Raw genomic sequence first — 21,584 nt, 5'->3', positions numbered from 1 at the left:
GCATTGGCAGTCTTTTGTATATAGGCCTATATGATACTACTTAAGCAAAAAACATAATTATAGAAAGAAATAATACTAATAAAATTTTTGCAAATGTTATCATATTTTTTTGGTTTAAAGGGTTAATAAATAAGGTTTTAATAATCGATTATTCAATCAATATATATAAATTAAATATTCACTTACAAGGAATTTTAGTTAAATCGATAGAATTAAATACATATATGTAATTAATATGATGATTAAGGTGTTAATATTGTATACTTGTTCTTGACTAATGTTCGTAAGTGTAATTGTATATTTCAATTACGGTTACATATTGTAATAAATGTAGGACGTGTTTTGATGTAATTATTTATTGCAAGGGTATTTTCGTTAATTTTTAACCTGCTTTTTTCATTTTCATTAATAGTAGTAGATAAATTAGTGGAGTTTTATAAAAAACAAAAGGATTAAAAAGATATGTTTTAAAGCCAAAATCTTCACTTATATTTGTACAAAATTTAAAAATGCAGAATATTTTATATATAATTTTAGGATTAACTTTATTAATTGCTGGAGGGGATTGGTTGCTTAAATCTGCAGTTGCAATTTCTTATAGATTAAATATTCCTAAAATTGTAGTTGGGATGACCGTAGTATCTTTTGCTACCTCTGCGCCAGAGTTAATAGTTAGTATTAAAGCTGCATTAAATGGTTCTCCAGACTTAGCTTTAGGAAATGTTGTAGGTTCTAATATTGCTAATTTAGGTTTGGTTTTAGGAGTTACAGTAATTTTGGGTGCAATAGATGTTAAAAAGACCTTTTACACTACAGATTGGCCAGTAATGATGCTAGCATCATTATTGTTTTTTGGTTTTATATACACGGATGGAGTTATAGAGCAGTATGAGGGTATTATTATGGTAGTATTTCTTTTTGCTTTTTTAGTTTATTTGTTGCGTTTTCAAAAGAAAGCTGTTGAAGAAGATATTGATGAGGAAGATGAAACCCCTTTAGAGTTATATAAGGTAGTTCTGTTTTTAGGTATTGGTGGTGTTGCCTTGTGGGGAGGTTCAGAATTATTAATAAATGGCGCAGTTGGTTTAGCAACATTATATGGGGTTAGTGAACGTGTAATAGGTGTAACAGTAGTTTCTGTAGGAACAAGTATTCCAGAGTTAGCAGCTTCTATTATTGCAATATTAAAAAAGGAGAAAGCAATTTCAGTAGGGAATTTAATAGGGTCTAATATTTTTAATTTATTAGCAGTATTGGGTATTACCTCTATTATAACACCAATTACAGTTGTAGACCAAGGGTTGTTAGATTTTGATATCTTCTGGATGTTGGGTATTTCTTTCCTTATCCTCCCTTTAGTTTTTGTTCCAAAAGGCTTGCGATTAGGTTGGAGAGATGGGATAATACTTTTAGGAATATATATAACCTTTGTTTATTTAACAGTCTCTTAAATAAATAACTTCAGAGTATTTAAATTTTGATTCTCGAGTAAAGTTAACTTATGGTTTCCAAAATTTATTAAAGAAACCTAATAGTGTTAATTGCGTAATATTAGTTTATAAATTCATTAATATGGGTTTTGTTTTTTTATGGTAATCTAAAACTATGATTATTATGAAAAACCTAAAATTAGTATCTGTATCAATTGTAACCCTTATGTTGGGTTTAAATTCTTGTCAAAAAATGGAAGATTTTGTTGGGGGAGGACCTTCTGGAGAAAAACAAGATAAACCTTTAGTAATTGCGCACAGGGGAGCACAATCTATCTACCCAGAGCACACTTTAGAAGCTTACGCTAAAGCCATTGAGTTGGGAGCAGATTTTATTGAACCAGATTTAGTAATGACTAAAGATGGGGCTTTAGTTGCACGTCATGAGCCTTTTATCTCTGGAACTACAAACGTTGCAGATTTACCAGAATACGCGCACTTAAAAACCACTAAAAATTTAGATGGTAAAGAAATTACAGATTGGTTTGTTTCTGATTTTACTTTGGAAGAAATAAAAACCTTAAAAGCTAAACAGGCTAGATCGGACAGATCTAATCAGTTTGATAATTTGTATTCTATACCAACCATAAAAGAGATAATAGCTTTAGCCAAATCTAGGAAAACCACATCTGGGAAAGTTGTAGGTATTTATCCTGAAATGAAACACCCTTATTTTCATAGCCAGTTAGGTTATAATTTTGAAGATGCATTATTAGAAGTGTTAGAAAAAGCAGGGTGGAATTCTTATCAAGCACCAGTTTTTGTTCAGTGTTTTGAAGTAGCTCCTTTACAGTATATAAATACAAAATCTACTGTAAAATTAGTACAACTAATATCTACCTATAATGTAAATACAAATGGCTCATTAGATTTTAATGTTCCAGCAGGAGATTTTATTTCTTATGCAGCGCCATATGACTTTTATGCTAATGGAGATACTAGAACGTATGAATTTTTTACAACAGAAGAAGGAATGCGTTATACCGCTAATTATGCAGATGGTATTGGTCCATGGAAGCCATTTATTATTTCTTTTGCAAAAGATGCTGAAGGAAATATTACTGTTTTACCAGAAACTGATTTTATTAATTTAGCTCATAAGTATGACTTAAAAGTGCATCCTTATACTTTTAGGAATGAAGATGTAAAGTGGAGTAATGGTAATCATGAAAGTGAGTATCATCTATTTTTTGAAGCTGGAGTAGATGGTGTTTTTACAGATTATACAGGAGAGGCAGTAAAAGCTTTGTCTACCTGGAAGTAGAGTGTTAACGTTTAATAATTAAAAAAGCTCCTTTATTAATAAAGGAGCTTTTTTTAAAATAATAATAATTGACTTATTATATGTTAGCAGATTTAACTGTTTTAATAATTCTACCTGCAATTTTGTATGGATCACCATTAGAAGCTGGTCTTCTATCTTCTAACCAACCTTTCCATCCTTTTTCTACTGTAATAATAGGAATACGAATAGAAGCACCACGGTCAGAAACTCCATAAGAAAAATCATTAATAGATGCAGTTTCATGTAGGCCAGTTAAACGTTGGTCATTAAACTCACCATAAACAGCTATATGCTCTTTAACTACAGGTCTAAAAGCTTCACATATTTTCTCGTAAGTTTCTTTAGAACCACAAGTTCTTAAAGTGGTATTAGAGAAGTTAGCATGCATACCAGAACCATTCCAATCCATGTCTTTTCCAAGAGGTTTTGGGTGGTATTCAATATAGTAACCATATTGCTCCGTTAAACGGTCTAGTAAATAACGAGCAATCCAAATTTCATCTCCAGCTTTTTTAGCTCCTTTTGCAAATAATTGGAATTCCCATTGACCAGCAGCAACTTCTTGGTTAATACCTTCAAAGTTAAGACCAGCATCAATACATAAATTAGCGTGCTCTTCTACTAAATCTCTACCCCAAGTGTTCTTTCCACCAACAGAGCAGTAGTACATACCTTGTGGTCCAGGATAACCACCTACAGGGAATCCTAAAGGTAATTGTGTTCTAGTATCCATAATGAAATATTCTTGCTCAAAACCAAACCAGAAATCATTGTCATCATCATCAATAGTAGCTCTACCGTTAGAAACGTGAGCAGTACCATCTGCATTTAAAACTTCAGTCATTACCAAGTATCCATTAATACGAGCAGGATCTGGGTAAATAGCAACTGGCTTCAATAAACAGTCAGAAGATCCTCCTTCCGCTTGTCTAGTAGATGATCCATCAAAAGACCAATTATCAAGCTCCTCAAGAGTTCCTTTGAAGTCTTCATGTTCTTCAACTTTAGTTTTACTTCTTAAATTCTGTGTTGGGAAATACCCATCTAACCATAGGTATTCTAATTTAATTTTGGCCATAATGTTATTTATTATTAATTCTTTTAGATTCAAACAAAAATATGTTTTTTGTGTTTATCTTCTAAATTTAAAGGGGGTTAATGTGTTAAAATGTCTCATTTTTTCTTTTTGCCCTGAATTTTATGGGGGAAATTGTTAAATATCTAATTTTTGATAGTAATTTTGATATATTTTTAATTTGAATTATTTATTAGAACAAGAAATTATGTCTAAAATACGTTTTAAAGCAATTTCAGAAAGTGCCCAAAGAGAGAGTAGAATTATTGAAGAAAAAGGAAGGCGCTCAGAGTTATTTTGTGTAAATGTTTTTAATACAGAGAAAATGTTACAGTACCTTACAAAGGACGCTTTGGAAAGTGTACAAGGGGCAATTTTTTCTGGTACAAAAATAGATAGAAAAATTGCGGACCAGGTGGCAGAAGCTATGAAAGGTTGGGCAATAGCAATGGGTGCAACGCATTATACACATTGGTTTCAGCCATTAACTGGTAGTACTGCAGAAAAACACGATGCTTTTTTTGATTTATTGCCAAATGGTACTGCTTTGGAAAAATTTGGAGGAGGACAGTTAGTACAACAAGAACCAGATGCTTCTAGTTTTCCAAGTGGAGGTATAAGAAATACTTTTGAAGCTCGTGGTTATACAGCATGGGATCCAACATCACCTGCGTTTATTTATGGAACTACATTATGCGTTCCTACAGTATTTGTATCTTATACGGGAGAAGCTTTAGATAATAAGGCACCATTGTTAAGAGCATTGCATGCGGTAGATGAGGCTGCAACTGCAGTGGCAAAATATTTTGATAAAACGGTAGCTAAAGTAAATGCTACTTTAGGATGGGAACAAGAATATTTTTTAATAGATAAAGCTTTAGCACATTCTAGACCAGATATTATTTTAACAGGAAGAACTCTAGTAGGGCATACTGCAGCGAAAGGGCAACAGTTAGATGATCATTATTTTGGAGTAATACCAAGCAGGGTTCTTAGTTTTATGAGCGATTTAGAAAAAGAATGTACAAAATTAGGAATTCCTGTAAAGACGAGGCATAACGAGGTTGCACCTAATCAATTTGAATTAGCACCTGTTTTTGAAGAAGCAAACCTTGCGGTAGACCATAATCTCTTATTAATGGATATCATGGATAAGGTGGCAGATAAACATAATTTTAAAGTTCTTTTTCATGAGAAGCCTTTTGCAGAAATAAATGGATCCGGGAAGCATAATAATTGGTCGTTGGCTACAGATACGGGTGTAAACTTACTTAGTCCAGGATCAACACCCATGAAGAACTTACAATTCTTAACCTTTTTTGTAAACACAATTAAAGCGGTTAATACCTATGAAGAGTTGCTTAGGTCATCAATAGCCTCTGCAAGCAATGACCATAGATTGGGTGCAAATGAGGCGCCACCAGCAATCTTCTCTATTTTTGTTGGCTCCCAGTTGAGTAGAGTTTTAGATGAGTTAGAAGGGGTTTCTCAAGGAAAACTTTCTCCTGAAGAAAAAACGGAGCTTAAGCTTAATGTAGTTGGTAAGATACCAGAAATTTTACTAGATAATACGGATCGAAATAGAACATCACCTTTTGCATTTACGGGTAATAAGTTTGAAATGAGAGGAGTTGGTTCCAAAACTAATTGTGCGAAACCAATGACTATATTAAATACTATTGTAGCAAAGCAATTAACTGATTTTAAAAAAGAGGTGGATGCTTTAGTAGATAAAAAGAGCCTTAAGAAAGATGAAGCTATTTTTAATGTTTTAAGAGAATATATTAAGACTTCTAAAAGAATTCGTTTTGATGGAGATGGGTATAGTGTAGAATGGGAAAAAGAGGCTGTAAGAAGAAAGTTAAGTAATAATAAAACAACACCAGAAGCATTAAAAGTGCTTACAACCAAAGAAAGTCTAGAACTTTTTAAAGCAACTAAGGTTTTAAGTGAGGTAGAGGTAAGAGCTAGGCAAGAGGTAGAATTAGACTCCTACATTCTTCATTTGCAAATAGAAGGTCGTGTTTTAAAAGAGTTAGTGTATAATCATATACTGCCATCATCTATAGAATATCAAAATAAACTTATAAAAAATGTTATGGGCATTAAAGATATTTATGGAGCAGCTCATAAAAAGCTTACAGATGGGCAATTATCTATTATAGAGCAAATAGCAGAGCATTTGGTAGAGGTTAAAAAGTTAGTAGACCATATGACGGATACCAGAAAAAAAGCGAATAAACTATTAGATAGTGATAAGAAAGCAAATGCTTATTGCGAAAATGTTAAGCCATATTTTAGCCAAATAAGATACCATTGTGATAAGTTAGAACAAGTTGTAGAGGATCAAACTTGGCCGTTAACAAAGTATAGAGAATTGTTGTTCATTAAATAGTGGATATAAACTTTTAATTATAGTTACCATCTTTATGGTTTCTATTATTTTTGCTTCAAATATTTTAGAATGAGTTCGTCAAATAGTGAAAGATATAATCAAAGAGGAGTTTCAGCATCAAAAGAAGATGTGCATAATGCTATAAAGAATATAGATAAGGGTCTTTTTCCAAAGGCTTTTTGTAAAATAGTGCCAGACTATTTAACAAATGATGAGGAATATTGTTTGGTAATGCATGCAGATGGTGCTGGTACCAAATCTTCGTTAGCATATATGTATTGGAAAGAAACTGGAGATGTTTCTGTCTGGAAAGGTATTGCTCAAGATGCATTAATCATGAATATAGATGATTTAATTTGTGTTGGAGCTACAGATAATATTATGCTTTCCTCTACTATTGGAAGGAATAAAAATTTAATTCCTGGGGAAGTACTTTCTGCTATTATAAATGGTACAGAGGAGTTAATTTCCGATTTAAAAGAACACGGAATTATAATACACTCTACAGGAGGAGAAACTGCAGATGTAGGAGATTTGGTGCGAACAATTATTGTAGATTCTACTGTTACAGCAAGACTTAAGAGAAGTAGTGTTATAGACAATGCGAATATACAAGCAGGAGATGTTATAGTAGGTTTTGCTTCTTATGGTAAAGCTACCTATGAGAGCGAATATAATGGAGGAATGGGAAGTAACGGTCTTACTTCCGCAAGACATGATGTTTTTTCTAAATATTTGGCAGATAAGTACCCAGAAAGTTTTGATGCTTCTGTGCCAGAAGAATTAGTGTATTCTGGAGGAGTAAAATTAACCGATGAGGTTAAAAATTCACCAATAGATGCAGGTAAACTTGTATTGTCACCTACAAGAACATATGCTCCTGTAGTAAAACAAATTCTTAAAAAATATACTTCAAAAGAGGTGCATGGAATGATACATTGTAGTGGAGGGGCGCAAACAAAAATTTTACATTTTGTAGATGATTTACATATCATAAAAGACAATATGCTGCCAGTGCCACCACTTTTTAAATTAATTCAGGAGCAGTCTAACACAGATTGGAAAGAAATGTATCAGGTTTTTAACTGTGGTCATAGATTAGAAGCTTATGTTTCTCCTGAAATTGCAGAAGATTTAATAGCAATAGGTAAAGATTTTGGTATAGAGGCACAAATTATAGGCCGTGTGGAAGAAAATTCTTCCAAAAAACTTACCATTAAAAGTGAGTATGGAACCTTTAACTATTAAGGCATACGATAACTAATTTTCTTCCGTTTTTATTTATAAAGTATACCATTATGAAACGTAAAGAGTTTTTAAGAAGTGTGGGAGCAAGTGCTGCTTTTGCAGTGTTATACCCATGTTTAGGAAGCTGTTCTAAAGATGATGCTACAAATGGTACTATTGTAAAAGAGCCAGAAGGGGTGAATTTTACGGTAGACTTAAACTCTAGCGAAGGACAGAAATTAAATGAAAACGGTAGTTTTATTCTTAAAAATTATGTTGTTGTTGCTAAAAATCTAGATGGAGAGTTTGTAGCTGCCTCTCAAGTATGTAGTCATCAACAGTATGATCAGGTTCGTTTTGTTCCAATAGAAGGTGGTATTTTTCATTGCGATGTGCACGGTTCTAAATTTGCACAAGACGGCTCCCCTTTAAATCAAGTACAGGGAGACCCAGCAAGGCCAATAAAAATTTACAATATTCAAAGAGAAGGCGATATATTAACTATTACTGCCTAATAACCTTAACTTTTTTACTCTCGTTTCTTATAAAATATTAAAACCTAACAAATTGAAAACCTTAATTTTTTTGCTATTTGGTTTTCTTGTTATAGGTGTACATTCTCAAGAAAAAAAATATGTTACTGTAAAGAAAAAAGTGCCTTTAATGGGGGAGACTTTTGATATAACTGTTGTTGCAGTGAATGAAGAGTTGGGATATATTAATATAGATGAAGCATCAGCAGAAATAGAAAGAATAGAAAAACTAATTTCCTCTTGGGATAAAGATTCTGAAACAACTAAAATAAATAATAATGCAGGAGTAAAGCCGGTAAAGGTAAGTTTGGAGTTGTTTGCTTTAATAGAAAGAGCAAAACAAATTTCAGAATTAACAGATGGTGCTTTTGATATTACGTATGCTTCCGTAGATAAAGTCTGGGAGTTTAATGGGAGTATGCAATATTTACCTACAGAAAATGAGATAAGAAAATCTATTATTAATGTAGGTTATAAAAACATTATTTTAGATAAAGAAAAGCAAACAATTTTTTTAAAAACGAAAGGAACACAAATTTCTTTTGATGCAATAGGGAAAGGCTATGCGGTAGATAAAGCTAAATCCTTATTGGTTTCTAAACAAGTTGTAGCGGGTGTAATTAATGCTGATGGGGATATAACAACCTGGGGAACTAAAGCTAGTGGAGAAAAATGGCTTTTAGGAGTAGCTAACCCATTAAGTAATTATAAAATAATTTCTTGGTTACCTATTGTGGAATCTTCAGTAGCAACCACAGATATTTATGAAAAATATGTAAATTTTAAAAAACAGAAGTTTGGGCATATTATAAATCCTAAATCCGGAAAACCAGTTAAAACCCTTAAGAAAGCAACTATTTTTGCAAAAAGTGCAGAGTTATGTGATGCTTTGGCTACTGCTGTTTTAGTACTAGGTTTAGAAAAAGGTATTGCCTTAATAAATCAGCTAGGGGGTACAGAAGCAATTTTTATTGATGCTAATAATATACTTCATAAGAGTAATGGAGTAATTTTAGATAAATTACCTTAACTAATATTATATTGCTTTATATTAGTAATGCAACTTATTTCTTTTTATAACAAAAAGTGGTTTCTTCTTAATAAGAACAATAGCATTAAATGTGTAAAATTATTGTAAATTCGCAACCCAAGTGATGTAAGATTATGATAGACAAATTAAATATTGTAAAGCAACGTTTTGATGAGATTTCTGATTTAATCATACAACCAGATGTAATTTCTGATCAAAAGCGTTATGTGCAATTAACTAAAGAATATAAGGATTTAAAAGACCTTATGGACAAACGTGAAGAGTACATAACGTATACAAGTAATATAGAGGAAGCTGAAGAAATAATTGCAGATGGAAGTGATGCTGAAATGGTAGAAATGGCCAAAATGCAGTTAGATGAAGCCAAAGAATTTTTACCTCAATTAGAAGAAGATATAAAGCTAATGCTTATTCCAAAAGATCCGGAAGATGCTAAAGATGTTGTTGTAGAAATACGTGCAGGGACAGGTGGGGATGAGGCTAGTATATTTGCAGGAGATTTATTTAGAATGTATACCAAGTATTGTGAAAGCAGAGGTTGGAAAACTAATGTTATAGATTTAAGTGAAGGTACTAGTGGAGGTTATAAAGAAATTCAGTTTGAAGTTAATGGAGCCGATGTCTATGGTACTCTAAAATTCGAAGCTGGTGTACATCGTGTGCAACGTGTACCGCAAACCGAGACCCAAGGTAGGGTGCATACAAGTGCAGCTACCGTAATGGTGCTTCCAGAAGCAGAAGATTTTGATGTGCAAATAGAGCCTAAAGATGTTCGTATAGATTTCTTTTGTTCTTCAGGACCTGGAGGACAGTCTGTAAATACAACCTATTCTGCAGTGCGTTTAACACACGTACCTACAGGTTTAGTGGCACAATGTCAAGATCAAAAATCGCAACATAAAAATAAAGAGAAAGCTTTTAAAGTACTTCGTTCTCGTTTATATGATTTAGAACTTGCGAAAAAGCAAGAAGAAGATGCTGCGAAAAGAAATTCCCAAGTAAGTAGTGGAGACCGTTCTGCAAAAATTAGAACCTATAACTATGCACAGGGTAGAGTTACCGATCATAGAATAGGATTAACACTTTATGACTTGCAGAATATTATAAATGGGGATATTCAAAAAATAATTGATGAACTTAGTTTGGTAGAAAACACGGAAAAATTAAAAGAAGCTTCCGGAATTTTTTAAAAACAAATGACTACAGAAGAATTAGTTGTACAAATACGTTTAAAAAAATCTTTTCTCTGCATAGGGTTAGATACCGATTTGGAAAAAATACCTTCTCACTTATTAAAAGAGGAAGATCCTATTTTTGAATTTAATAAGGCAATTATAGATGCTACACACCATTTATGTGTTGCCTATAAGCCTAACATAGCTTTTTATGAAGCTTATGGTATAAAAGGTTGGGTTGCTTTAGACAAAACAATTAAATATTTAAATGCAAATTACCCGGAACTGTTTACTATAGCAGATGCTAAGCGTGGTGATATAGGAAATACATCTACAAGGTATGCTAAGGCATTTTTTGAAGATATGGAATTCGATTCTGTTACTATTGCTCCTTATATGGGAAAAGACTCCGTAGAGCCTTTTTTGGCATTTAAAAATAAACATACTATTTTGTTAGCACTTACTTCTAATAAAGGAGCTTACGATTTTCAAACCAAATTAATTAATGGTAAGGAATTGTACAAGGAGGTTTTAGAAACTTCAATAACGTATAAAAATCCTGAAAATTTAATGTATGTAGTAGGTGCTACAAAGGCAATTTTTTTATCAGAAATACGTGAAATTATTCCAAATAGCTTTTTATTGGTTCCTGGTGTAGGTGCGCAAGGAGGAAGTCTACAAGATGTATATAAATATGGTGCAAATAAGCAAATAGGGCTACTTGTAAACTCTTCTAGAGGTATTATATATGCTTCTAAAGATGAGAATTTTGCACAAGAAGCAGCAAAAAGTGCATTGCAACTTCAAGAGCAAATGAAAAAGTTAATGCATTAATTTATTGCATTAATTTTTCTAAATCTTTTTTTATTTTTTGAGCCTTTAAATTAAAGAATTCACCAAGCTTAGCGTCTGTGTTATTTAGGTTTGCTTTTTCAATAAAATTCTGGTATTGGTACTCTAAAAGACTTATAGTTTGACTTCCATTTCCTAAAGGTGTGCTAGATCCAACTTTGCAATACTGTTTGTTCATAATAGTAGTTAATGTGTGTTTACAAATATACGTTCAGATAATGTTTTTAGACGTTTGTTAATAGTGAAGTACACCTAATTTATAGGTAATTCGTCTTTATTTTACCAGTTATGCTTTTCTTATTTTATTGTTGATAGAATAAGTGTTAAAAAAATGTGCATTTCGTCGAATATTTAAAAAGTTTTAATACATTGTGCCTCACTAAAAAAATGAGGAGCTTTGCTTAGTTACACAAAATATATACATGAAAATTCTGATACCTGGGTAACTTTTGTACACGGTGCAGGTGGTAGTTCCACTATATGGCACAAACAAGTAAAGGAGTTTAGAAAGCGATTTAATGTTCTTTTATTAGATCTAAGAGGTCATGGTGACTCCGCAACATCAAATTTTTTAGAAAATTTTAATGAGACATATACTTTTGATTCTTTATCTGAAGATATTATAGAAGTTATTAATTTTGAGAATATTAAACAATCTCATTTTATAGGAATATCATTAGGGACTATTATTATTAGAACTTTAGCAGAAAAGAATCCTGAAAGGGTTCTGAGTATGGTTATGGGAGGAGCAATAATGAAACTTGGTTTTAAATCGCGTTTAGTTTTAGGCCTAGGTATGAAGCTAAAGAAAATAATACCTTATGATAAATTATATAATGTACTTACTTTCTTTATAATGCCCTATAAGAATCATAGAGAATCTAGAATGTTATATATAAAAGAATCAAAGAAAATATATAAAGAAGAGTTTCTTAAGTGGTTTAGCTTGGCTGTAGAAATTAATCCCTTGTTAAGGTTTTTTAGATCTGTAGAAATAAAAATTCCTACTTTATATATAATGGGAGAAGAAGATTATCTTTTCTTACCAAGTATTCGTAAAATTGTGGAAAAGCATACTGCTTCTAATTTATTTGTAGTGGAAGATTGTGGCCATGTGGTTAATGTAGAACAACCAAAGTTATACAATAATATGGTGTTAGGTTATCTTGCCGGTTTTTAAATAAAATTCTTGAATTATTTGAAAGTAAATATTAATTGGGAGTAGTAAAATGCAGCCCTGATTTTTTCTTGATAGCTAATTCAAATATGTACCTACTAAAATTGAAAACTGTATTTTTTCCTTAAAAGTTGGTGATCAAGGCTGCTACATAATTTACTAATGTAAATAAAGCTCTTATTTATGAAAAAAAAGGTAAGCCTTATAAAACTTTACCCTTTAAATATTGGGTATACTCTTTTGTAAACAAGATAAGTGTTTGATTTAAAGTTTTTTGACTGTAGTTGGTATAATTAACTATTTGGAGCTATTTTTTTTTGATATTGACTAGGAGTAAGATGAGTTTCCTTTTTAAATGCTTTGTTAAAGGTTACTTTATTGTTGTAACCTACTTCATAAGCAATGTCAATCATGTTCATTTTTTTTGCAATATTGTTATCTAGTATTTCTTTAGCTTCTCTTATACGGTACCAATTAATGAGCTCGTTAAAATTCATGTTAAAATGTTCATTAATAACTTGAGAAGCATTATGTCTTGTAGTTTGCAAATTGGTTGCTACCATTTCTAAATTAATATGGTTCTCTTTGTATATTTTATCAATATCAAATAAGCGAATAAGGTTATCTTTAAGTTCTTTAGATAAGCTATCTGTTAATCCAGATTTTTGATATTTAAAAAACAATGCATTTTTAGCATTTAAAACACCGCTAAAAACATCTGGCTGAGCATTTGCAGAGTACCCTAGGTATAGAATCATCATAGCCATTGCAAATATTTGCATATTAAAAAAGAATCCAACAGAGACGTTATTTAGAGATAAAAAACCGTAAATACAGTAACATATTAAATACAAGAAGTGTATTCTGTAGATATTTTTTTTCCATATCTTATTTTCGTCTGATAAATTAGAGTCTAACTGACTTTTTAAGTATATTTTTCTAATAAAAACACCATAGGTAAGTAATGATATTACTTTTAAAACTACAATGGTTATAAATTCTGTGGAATTTTCAGAGGTGTATCCAGAAGCTTCATTAATAAGAATCTCTAATTTTTCACTTATAGGGAGTAAGTATTTGGGTATTAAATAAATGAAAATGAGTAGAGTTGGAATTAAATGTGTTAGGTCTTTAACCTTAAAGGTATATTGTTGCGTTATTCTTTTAAAATAAAAGTATAATAAAGGCCCATATAGAAATGAAAAACCTGTTGAAATTAAATAAGAATTAGGGAAATTAAATTGATAATTTGTTAAGAATAGGAAAATGTGAATTATAAATATTGAATGGGTAAAAATAAAAGCGCTAATAAGTATTTTGGCAACAGAATCAATTTTCTTATTAAAGTGTATAATCACAGTTAAGTAAAAACCTATAAGTGCGACATAAAGATAAATAAAAGTCCAAATATTAATTTGAGGTATGTATCTTTTTTCAATAATATCAAAAGCTTCCGTTTCTCTAATAGTGTCAAAACCGCTATCTGCTAAGATGTTAGGGTTGTATTCTTTATGTAAATATTCTTCAATATACTTTAAGCTTTCTTGAGTTTTATTTAATGCAGAATAACTAAGTGCAATTTTTTTTAATACAGGAGCTTTATTTGGAATTTCCTTTTCTAATGCTAATTGATATGTTTCTATAGCATCATTGTAATTTTGCTCCATAAACAAATCGTCAGCTTTGTTACGAAAGCTGATGGGAGGTAGTTCTCTAGTAGTTTTTTTTTCTGTTCTAATACCTTCTTTTGCAATAGAAGAATATAGGTTTACGAACAGAAATAAGAACGTGATTAAGATTCTTAGTCTCCTCATTTAGTGTTTTAAAGGTTTTTAATATTAAAAAGGTAAATAAAGATAACAAAATGAAGGACTTAATAATAGAATTATCGTTTTAATTAAAGTAAAAACCGATAATAATGTACATTTATGAAAATTATATAACTATACCAAATTAGTAACCCGCATGATTAAGTTTTAAAACAAAAAAAAACCGGTGCTCCCACCGGTTTAAACTAACTAACTCAAAAAATTACTAACTTAAAATAACTTTTACAAAAGTCTTTAATTAAAATCTAATAATAGTTAATTAAAGATTAAATTTTTTATAAATATTCTCTTTATTAAAAACAACGTTATAATGTTAAAAAAATTGTGAAAAATCAATATTTATTTCGTTAATCTTGAAGAATAAACACTTTTTTAAGTAAATCTGTAGTCCTTGAAGATACTTTATTTCTTATTTCTTTTTCTTCTATAGCTATCATTTTGTAAACTCCATTTAAAGCTTCTTGCGTTACATAGTTGGTTAAATCTGGATTTACATTGTTTGTAAGTGGAATATTATTATACTTAGTAATTAAGTTTTTCCAAATTTTATCTGCGCCTACCTTTTGGAAAGAGTTACTAATTACAGGAGAAAATTTATTATATAAATTGGTTTGTGTTTCTTTAGTTAAATATTTAGTAGCCGCATCATCAGAGCCTAATAAAATACTTTTCGCATCTGTAAAGGAAATACCTTTTACTGCGTCAACAAATATGGGTGTTGCTTCACTAACTGCATCTTCTGCAGCTCTATTTAGTACTTTTAAGCCTTCATCTGCTAATTTTCCTAAGCCAATATTTCTTAATGTTTTATCTACTTTTTGTAATTCTTCAGGTAATACTATTTTTACTAATTCATTTTTGTAAAAACCGTTTGTAGCAGTAAGTTTTGTTACCTGTTTGTCTATTCCAAGTTGTAGCGCTTCTTGAAGCCCTTTTGCAATATCTAAATTACCAACAGTGGTTGTTTCTTGTGGTAGTTGGTTTACAATTTGTTGTAATTCACCACATGAGAAAAATGAAAAGAATGTAAATGCTAATAAAATTTTTTTAAACATTGTTTTGCGCTTTAAGAAAATATAACGGTTTTATTATTGTATACCATTGTTTTACTTGCAATATGCAATTTAACTGCTCTAGATAATACTATTTTTTCTAAATCTCGTCCTTTGGTTATAAAATCACTAATACTATGAGAGTGTGTTACTGCTGTTACATCCTGTTCTATGATTGGGCCAGCATCTAATTCTTCGGTTACATAATGGCTAGTAGCTCCTATTATTTTTACGCCTCTGGCAAAAGCAGCATGGTAAGGTTTTGCACCTGCAAATGCTGGTAAAAAAGAATGATGTATGTTAATAATTTTGTTTGGAAATTCCTCTATAACTGTGCTACTAACTATTTGCATATATCTGGCTAAAACTATAAAGTCTACACTGTTTTCTTTTAATAATTTAAGTTGTTTTTGCTCGGCCTCTTCTTTTGTGTCTTTTGTAATAGGAATATGATAAAAAGGAATATTAAATTGGTTCGCAATATATTCTAGGTCTTTATGGTTACTTAGAATAAAAGGAATATCAACATTTAATTCTCCAGAATTAAACCTACTTAATAAATCATATAAGCAATGGTTGTATTTAGATACAAAAACTGCCATTTTCAATTTTTCGGTACCCTTTTTTAAAGTCCATTTCATCTTGTATGGCAGTGCTAATTTTTTCTCAAATTCAGAAGAAAAAGTGGTGATGTTAAAGCTTTCTTCATCAAAATCACTTTCAAGCCTCATAAAAAATATATTAGCTGCCTTATCTACATGTTGGTCAAGGTATACAATATTCCCGCCTTTTGAATGTATAAAGCCTGTGACAATACTTATGATGCCAGCTTGATCGGGGCAATTTATTAAAATAGAAGTTTTCAAGATGTATGTTTTAACTTTCAAAATTAGAACATTATCTAAATCAAACTAAATAAAAATAGTTGTTTTTTAGATTTAATAGACAAATAGGAACTTTTTAGGCTTTAGAGTATGGAATTTCTCCAGTTTTTGAAAGATTGTTTAAAAGTGAAAACCTCTTTTCTTAATAAATTAATATATTCTTTTTCTTTTAAACCATCTTTTTCTAAACCTGTGCAGTAAGATGCCATGTTTCTTAGCATAATATTTATATGCAAAGCATTTTTAAGACGTTCTGTTTTGCATTTTGTATATTCTGCCTGAGCTATTTTTTGAGGAATAAGAATGGCATCAGTAAGTAATGAATTAGCGATAGTGTCCCTTAAACTATTAGATTGGTATAATTTTAATAAATCTTTGTTTAGGGAAACATAACTAGCTATCTCTCTGCTCATAACGCAGAGTTCTAATGCTTTTTTGTATACAGGATTTTTTCCTAAACTTTTGTGGGACACAGTTTATGTATTTACTAATTATACCATAAAGTTACGTAGCATTACAAATAAATTTATTTAAATAAATTAGTAAATTAGCTATTTTACTTTAAAATATTAATTATTATAAAGCAATAGTAATGATAACAAAGATTGATGAGTTAAATTGGAAAATACTTCATTTTTTACAAGAAAATGCAAGAGAATCTTATACCGCGATTGGCAAAAAAATTGGTCTTACAGCTCCAGCAGTTGCGGAGAGGGTTAAGAAAATGGAAGATTTAGGAATTATACAGGGTTATAAAACAAAAGTTTCTCATTCTTTAACCGGACATCAATTAAAAGCAATTATAACATTAAGAGCTTTTATGGGGAAATTAAAGCCTTTTTTGGTAATCGTAAAAGAGTATAAAGAGGTAATAAATTGTTATAGAATTACGGGTAATGAAAATATTGTAATGGAGGTAGTTTTAAAAGATCAGTTTCATTTAGAGCAATTTATAGATAAACTAATACAATATGGTGAAACTAGAACTCATATTATACTTTCTAATGTAGTTACTAACGCCCCTGTTGGTAAGCTAAATTTTTAACATTAGAATTTCATCACTTATTATTTGTAATTAATTGAGATTATCTCTTATTTTTATGGTTATGGATTTAGATAAATTGAATGAATACCTTTTAGTTGCTCAAGAAAAAGTTGTTTTTTTTCTTCCAAAAATTATTCTAGCAGGATTAATATTTTGGATTGGCTTTAAGGTAGTTAAGAAATTAGTGGAATGGATTGGTGTGGTTTTAGAAAAAGCAGGATTTTCTGCTACGTTAAGACCTTTTTTATCTTCTACTGTAAGTGTATTATTAAAAGGTGCAGTATTATTTACTATTGCATCTGTTATTGGAGCAGACTTAACAGGCTTAGTAGCAATACTTGCAGCAGCAGGTTTTGCTGTTGGAATGGCATTGCAGGGAAGTTTAGGAAATTTTGCTTCTGGAATATTGATATTAACCTTAAAACCATATAAAATAGGAGATTGGATACAATTAGATGATAAATTTGGAAGGGTAGAGGAGATCGGAATTTTTAGTACAGATGTTCTTACTCCTGGAAATAAAATTTTAATAATACCAAACTCTAAAGTGACCGATAATGTAGTTACTAATTATTCTGAAAAAGGAATGATACGGTTAGAAGTTACTGTTACTATGCCTTATGCAGAAAGTTTTCCTAAAGTTCAAGATATTATAGAAAAAGCCTTACTTACCGTCCCTAAAGTATTAAAGGAACCTAAACCAGAAATTGGGATTAGTAATTTTGATTCTCATAATATAGAGCTACTAGTGCGACCTTATGTTGTGCCTGATGATTATTGGGAAGTTACTTTTAATACGAATAAGGCTATAAAGAAAGCTTTTAGTACGCATGGTATTAATGTGGCTTACTCAGAGGGAATAGAAATAGGAGCAATAGGAGAGTAGTACTTAAAAATTATTTTATATTAATGATTATGGCGAGGTTTTTGATACATTTTGTACTATGAAATATTTAGGAGCATTTTTTTTTATTATAATTTCTTGGTCAATTAATGCGCAAGAAATAACTTTAAAAAAAGGAATTGTATTAGACGGATTAAAAGTGAATGATACTTTAGCAGAAAGTTTTTCACTTTATTTACCTACTTCTTTTAAAATAAATAAAGCTTGTCCGGTATTATTTGTTTTTGATTTAAAAGGAAAAGGCAAGCAGGCATTGAGTATGTATACTACTGCAGCAGAAGAATATGGTTATATTATTGCTGCTTCTAATAATGTTCAAGACTCTCTTTCAATAGCAGATAATGTGTTAATTACGAACAGAATGTTTAATAGTGTTTTTTCTTTACTCCCAATAAAGAAAAATAGAATTTATGCATCAGGTTACTCAGAAGGTGGGAGGTTCGCAACATTAGTCCCAGCGTTTATTAAAGGGATTACGGGTGTATTGTCTTTTAGCTCTACAATAGCTAATAAAGAAATTTTAAGTGCAAGAAAACCATTTTATTTTATAGGTGTTGTAGGTAAGAAGGATTACTTGTATTCTGAAATGATTAAAACAAAGAAAGTATTAAATAGATTAAAGTTTCCAAACCAACTTATCTTTCATGAAAATGGCAGAGAATGGCCTCCTGTAGAAACTATTAAAGAGGCATTAGTGTATTTTGATTTAGCTGCAATGGCAAAAAATACGGAGAAAATAGATGTTTCTTTTGTTAAAAAGAATTACGCAGATGGCATGATTAAAGCAGGTAGTTTGTTAGCTGAAAATAAACCTTTGTATTCGGAAAATGTATTAAGCCAAATGCTTATAGCTTATAAACCCTTAGTAGCTATAGATTCTATAAAGTATAATTTAAAGAGTTTAAAAAGGAGTAAGTTGTATAGGTCTAGTTATAATGAAGAAAGTGCCTTATTATTAAAAGAAGATTTTATAAAAGGGGAGTACAATTATTTTTTAGAAGAAGATGTACTTACTTATAACTACAATAATTTGGGATGGTGGAAATATCAAACAGAAGAGATTTCTAAATTTTTAAATAGTCCTAAAGCAGTTCATAAGCAGTTAGGAGCTAGGTTGAAAAGCTATTTAGAGGCTCTTATAGAAGATAATATAGATATTGTAAATGCTTCAACAGTAATAGATGAGGAGGCACTTAACTTTTTGTATATGTTAAAGACAATTACATCTCCTTCTAAATATGAAAGTTATTTAAAAGTTATCTCTTATAGTTCTAAAATTGAAGATTACGGCACAGCATTATTTTATTTAGAAGAGCTTCTTAGTGCAGGCTATTCTAATAAAGAAGAATTATATAAATTAGAACATACTGCACTATTTAGGATTAGTCCAGAGTTTAATGAAACTGTTGCGAAGTACTTAAAAGAAGCACGTTATGATGTTATAGAAGAATAACTAGGGGTGTGCCTTTAGTCATTATTTCTATATTGTATTTTAGTGTTAAAAGCTAGCATTAGTTTTAGATTTTTTTTTGAGTAGATGTGCAAGTAGTAAAATACCTAAAAGGCATATAAAAGTAATTGCATACCATGTTTTTTCGTATCCAAAAGCGGCAATAGAATGCATTCCAGAGTTGTGTCCAAATATATGGGCAATAGAAAAAGAGATGCTGTAAAGAGCCATATATTCTCCTTGTTTACCGCGTTTAGCTCTTTCCATTGCTATTGCGTTAGAAAAAGGAAAAGCAATCATTTCTCCAAAAGTCATGAGTAGCATTCCTATAATTAAAATACCTGTCCATTTTATAATGTTTAGAACTAAAAAACTAAACATAATTAGTAGTAATCCTATTATAACATAGGTTATTTTATAATGCTTTTTGCTTTCTAAATATTTTATAAGCGGCATTTCTAAGGCAAATATGGCAAAGCCATTACAGGCTAATATGATTCCTATTTGCGATTCATTTAACTTATAAGCTTCACTATAATATATGGGTATTGTAGAAAAATATTGGACAAAAGCAAAAGCTAATAAAACCATTGCGGCTATGAAAGTAAGGTAGTAGAAATCCCTATAAGCAGAAATAGGCGATTTGTTATAAATATTATTTAAAACTTTTGCCTTTTTAGGATTTAAAACAGCTACTAGTAGCATGCCTGCTAGTATGCAAGTGCTTCCGTCTACCCAGAATAATTTGTCATACCCAAGTGTGGCAATAATTAATCCACCTAAAGCTGGTCCTGCGGAAAAACCTAAATTAATAGCAAGTCTAATTAAAGTTACGCTTCTAGTTTTATTCTCTGGTTTACTATAAGCGCTTAAAGCAACAAAAGCTGCGGGTCTAAAAGCGTCTGCAATAATCATTAGTATAAAAATACCTATACAAATTGGCCAAAAGGTATTTAGTTCTTGTAGTGCTATAAAAGACACACCTGTTAATAGTAAACTTGCAAACATAACTTTATAATACCCAAAAATATCGGTTAGTTTTCCTCCTAACCAATTACCAGCCAAGGAACCAATCCCAAAAGCTGTCATAATACTACCAACATTTTCTAAAGAAAAGCCTAAACTTTTTGTTAAATACAAAGAAAGAAAAGGAATTACCATGGTGCCAGCCCTATTTATTAATGTAATAAAAGCTAACCACCAAACTTCTTTAGAGAGTCCTTTAAAAGATTCTATGTAATTTATAGCTAGTTGTTTCATTTTTAGTTTTTTGAAATAAAAAAAAGCCTGACATTTTTGTCAGGCTTTTAGGTGTATAGTTATCTTTTGATTTTTAAATATAGCAGAGCCTGTTCAGTTTTACTGAATATGATTTTACTAGTTTGCAAATCGTTATAAAGTTCATTCTTATTGAATTTCATGACTAAATTAATAAAAATATGTATATGTTGTATTTTTACATTACTAGATTAAATTTTTTTTGATATGAAGTATGTAATAGTAGTATTGTCTTTGTTGGTATTTTCTTGCAAGCAAGAGAAAAAATATCATGATATTGCACAGGTAAAAAAAGAAAAAGTACAGGATACTTTAATAGCGGATATTATAGAATGGCAAAAAGAATTAAATAAAGAATATGAAGATCCAAAAACATCTCCGTTGCCAGATAGATATAGAAAGGATTTTAAAACCTTAGATTTCTTTGAGCCAGATACTACTTTTGTTGTTACTGCTTCATTTGAAAGAACGCCAGAAGCTATTCCTTTTTTAATGCCAACGACTACGGATAGAAAATCGGAAGAAGTTGTGTATGGTATAGCTACTTTTAATTTAAAAGGTAAAAAGCATAAATTAGAAATTTATCAGAATAGAAAATTAATGCTACAGGAAGAATATAAAGACTATTTGTTTTTGCCTTTTATAGATAAAACGAATGGAGAACATACATATGGCGGTGGGCGCTATATAGATTTGTCTATTCCGGAAGGGAGAACAATTGTAATTAATTTTAATAAAGCGTATAACCCTTATTGTGCTTATAATAAAAAGTACTCTTGTCCTATAGTTCCTGGAATTAATAGTCTAGATATAGAAGTTTTGGCAGGAGTTAAAGCTTTTAAAAAGGGCCGTAAATAAAAAAGCCCTGCATTTCTGCAAGGC

Annotated in this window: 20 protein-coding genes; 13 read left to right on the top strand and 7 right to left on the bottom strand. The window is 30.6% G+C overall.

Features of this window, described 5'->3' with window-relative positions:
• Positions 1-509 precede the first annotated feature (509 nt).
• A complete protein-coding gene (locus tag Q0945_RS00900; protein WP_299429844.1) occupies positions 510-1,451 on the top strand; it encodes a calcium/sodium antiporter in 942 nt (313 codons plus the stop codon).
• Between the two features lie 163 nt (positions 1,452-1,614).
• Positions 1,615-2,754 (top strand): glycerophosphodiester phosphodiesterase, encoded by a 1,140-nt coding sequence (locus Q0945_RS00895; protein ID WP_299429843.1) that lies wholly within the window; start codon positions 1,615-1,617, stop codon positions 2,752-2,754.
• Positions 2,755-2,830: 76 nt separating this feature from the next.
• On the opposite strand, the gene Q0945_RS00890 is transcribed toward Q0945_RS00895, so the two are convergent.
• A complete protein-coding gene (locus tag Q0945_RS00890; protein WP_299429842.1) occupies positions 2,831-3,853 on the bottom strand; it encodes a glutamine synthetase beta-grasp domain-containing protein in 1,023 nt (340 codons plus the stop codon).
• A gap of 205 nt (positions 3,854-4,058) precedes the next feature.
• On the opposite strand from Q0945_RS00890, the gene Q0945_RS00885 reads away from it, so the two are divergent.
• The 6 genes from Q0945_RS00885 (at position 4,059) to pyrF (ending at position 11,065) form a co-directional block, all read left to right on the top strand.
• A complete protein-coding gene (locus Q0945_RS00885; RefSeq protein ID WP_299429840.1) occupies positions 4,059-6,245 on the top strand; it encodes a glutamine synthetase III in 2,187 nt (728 codons plus the stop codon).
• Positions 6,246-6,314: 69 nt separating this feature from the next.
• Positions 6,315-7,493 (top strand): AIR synthase related protein, encoded by a 1,179-nt coding sequence (locus Q0945_RS00880; protein ID WP_299429838.1) that lies wholly within the window; start codon positions 6,315-6,317, stop codon positions 7,491-7,493.
• 50 nt (positions 7,494-7,543) lie between these two features.
• Positions 7,544-7,987: a Rieske 2Fe-2S domain-containing protein gene (locus Q0945_RS00875; RefSeq protein WP_299429836.1), complete on the top strand. Its 444-nt coding sequence runs from the start codon at positions 7,544-7,546 to the stop codon at positions 7,985-7,987.
• Between the two features lie 52 nt (positions 7,988-8,039).
• Entirely contained in the window at positions 8,040-9,035 is a 996-nt protein-coding gene (locus tag Q0945_RS00870; RefSeq protein ID WP_299429834.1) for an FAD:protein FMN transferase, read from the top strand.
• Positions 9,036-9,169: 134 nt separating this feature from the next.
• Positions 9,170-10,246, top strand: a complete 1,077-nt coding sequence (prfA, locus tag Q0945_RS00865) for a peptide chain release factor 1 (protein ID WP_299429832.1) — start codon at positions 9,170-9,172, stop codon at positions 10,244-10,246.
• Positions 10,247-10,252: 6 nt separating this feature from the next.
• Entirely contained in the window at positions 10,253-11,065 is an 813-nt protein-coding gene (gene pyrF / locus Q0945_RS00860) for an orotidine-5'-phosphate decarboxylase (protein ID WP_299429830.1), read from the top strand.
• Between the two features lies 1 nt (position 11,066).
• Here the strand turns inward: pyrF and Q0945_RS00855 are convergent, their stop codons facing one another.
• Positions 11,067-11,261: a hypothetical protein gene (locus Q0945_RS00855; RefSeq protein ID WP_299429828.1), complete on the bottom strand. Its 195-nt coding sequence runs from the start codon at positions 11,259-11,261 to the stop codon at positions 11,067-11,069.
• Positions 11,262-11,480: 219 nt separating this feature from the next.
• On the opposite strand from Q0945_RS00855, the gene Q0945_RS00850 reads away from it, so the two are divergent.
• Positions 11,481-12,263 carry an alpha/beta hydrolase gene (locus Q0945_RS00850; RefSeq protein ID WP_299429826.1) on the top strand — a complete coding sequence of 261 codons (783 nt, stop codon included), beginning with the start codon at positions 11,481-11,483 and terminating at the stop codon, positions 12,261-12,263.
• Between the two features lie 290 nt (positions 12,264-12,553).
• Here Q0945_RS00850 and Q0945_RS00845 read toward each other — a convergent pair whose 3' ends face one another.
• From Q0945_RS00845 to Q0945_RS00830, 4 genes are all read right to left on the bottom strand, one after another.
• The gene (locus tag Q0945_RS00845; protein ID WP_299429824.1) at positions 12,554-14,074 is read right to left on the bottom strand and encodes an AraC family transcriptional regulator; all 1,521 of its coding nucleotides are present in this window, start codon (positions 14,072-14,074) and stop codon (positions 12,554-12,556) included.
• 362 nt (positions 14,075-14,436) lie between these two features.
• The gene (locus tag Q0945_RS00840; protein ID WP_299429822.1) at positions 14,437-15,144 is read right to left on the bottom strand and encodes a DUF4197 domain-containing protein; all 708 of its coding nucleotides are present in this window, start codon (positions 15,142-15,144) and stop codon (positions 14,437-14,439) included.
• An 11-nt stretch (positions 15,145-15,155) separates the two neighbouring features.
• Positions 15,156-16,007 (bottom strand): formyltetrahydrofolate deformylase, encoded by an 852-nt coding sequence (gene purU, locus Q0945_RS00835; RefSeq protein WP_299429820.1) that lies wholly within the window; start codon positions 16,005-16,007, stop codon positions 15,156-15,158.
• 101 nt (positions 16,008-16,108) lie between these two features.
• Complete coding sequence (locus Q0945_RS00830) at positions 16,109-16,438, bottom strand: hypothetical protein (RefSeq protein ID WP_299429818.1); 330 nt, start codon at positions 16,436-16,438, stop codon at positions 16,109-16,111.
• Between the two features lie 179 nt (positions 16,439-16,617).
• On the opposite strand from Q0945_RS00830, the gene Q0945_RS00825 reads away from it, so the two are divergent.
• From Q0945_RS00825 to Q0945_RS00815, 3 genes are all read left to right on the top strand, one after another.
• Complete coding sequence (locus Q0945_RS00825) at positions 16,618-17,070, top strand: Lrp/AsnC family transcriptional regulator (RefSeq protein WP_299429816.1); 453 nt, start codon at positions 16,618-16,620, stop codon at positions 17,068-17,070.
• 61 nt (positions 17,071-17,131) lie between these two features.
• A complete protein-coding gene (locus Q0945_RS00820; RefSeq protein WP_299429814.1) occupies positions 17,132-17,956 on the top strand; it encodes a mechanosensitive ion channel family protein in 825 nt (274 codons plus the stop codon).
• Positions 17,957-18,014: 58 nt separating this feature from the next.
• The gene (locus Q0945_RS00815) at positions 18,015-19,427 is read left to right on the top strand and encodes an alpha/beta hydrolase (protein ID WP_299429812.1); all 1,413 of its coding nucleotides are present in this window, start codon (positions 18,015-18,017) and stop codon (positions 19,425-19,427) included.
• A 45-nt stretch (positions 19,428-19,472) separates the two neighbouring features.
• Here Q0945_RS00815 and Q0945_RS00810 read toward each other — a convergent pair whose 3' ends face one another.
• Positions 19,473-20,684 carry an MFS transporter gene (locus tag Q0945_RS00810; RefSeq protein ID WP_299429810.1) on the bottom strand — a complete coding sequence of 404 codons (1,212 nt, stop codon included), beginning with the start codon at positions 20,682-20,684 and terminating at the stop codon, positions 19,473-19,475.
• Positions 20,685-20,909: 225 nt separating this feature from the next.
• Between Q0945_RS00810 and Q0945_RS00805 the strand changes: the two genes are divergently transcribed.
• On the top strand, positions 20,910-21,560 hold the full coding sequence (locus tag Q0945_RS00805; protein WP_299429808.1) for a DUF1684 domain-containing protein: 651 nt from the start codon (positions 20,910-20,912) through the stop codon (positions 21,558-21,560).
• Positions 21,561-21,584 lie beyond the last annotated feature (24 nt).

Origin of the sequence: uncultured Maribacter sp. (assembly GCF_947500405.1) — a bacterium.
GTDB lineage: Bacteria > Bacteroidota > Bacteroidia > Flavobacteriales > Flavobacteriaceae > Maribacter_B.
Note: the sequence above shows the minus strand (reverse complement) of the source record. Positions and strands in the feature narration are given on the sequence as shown.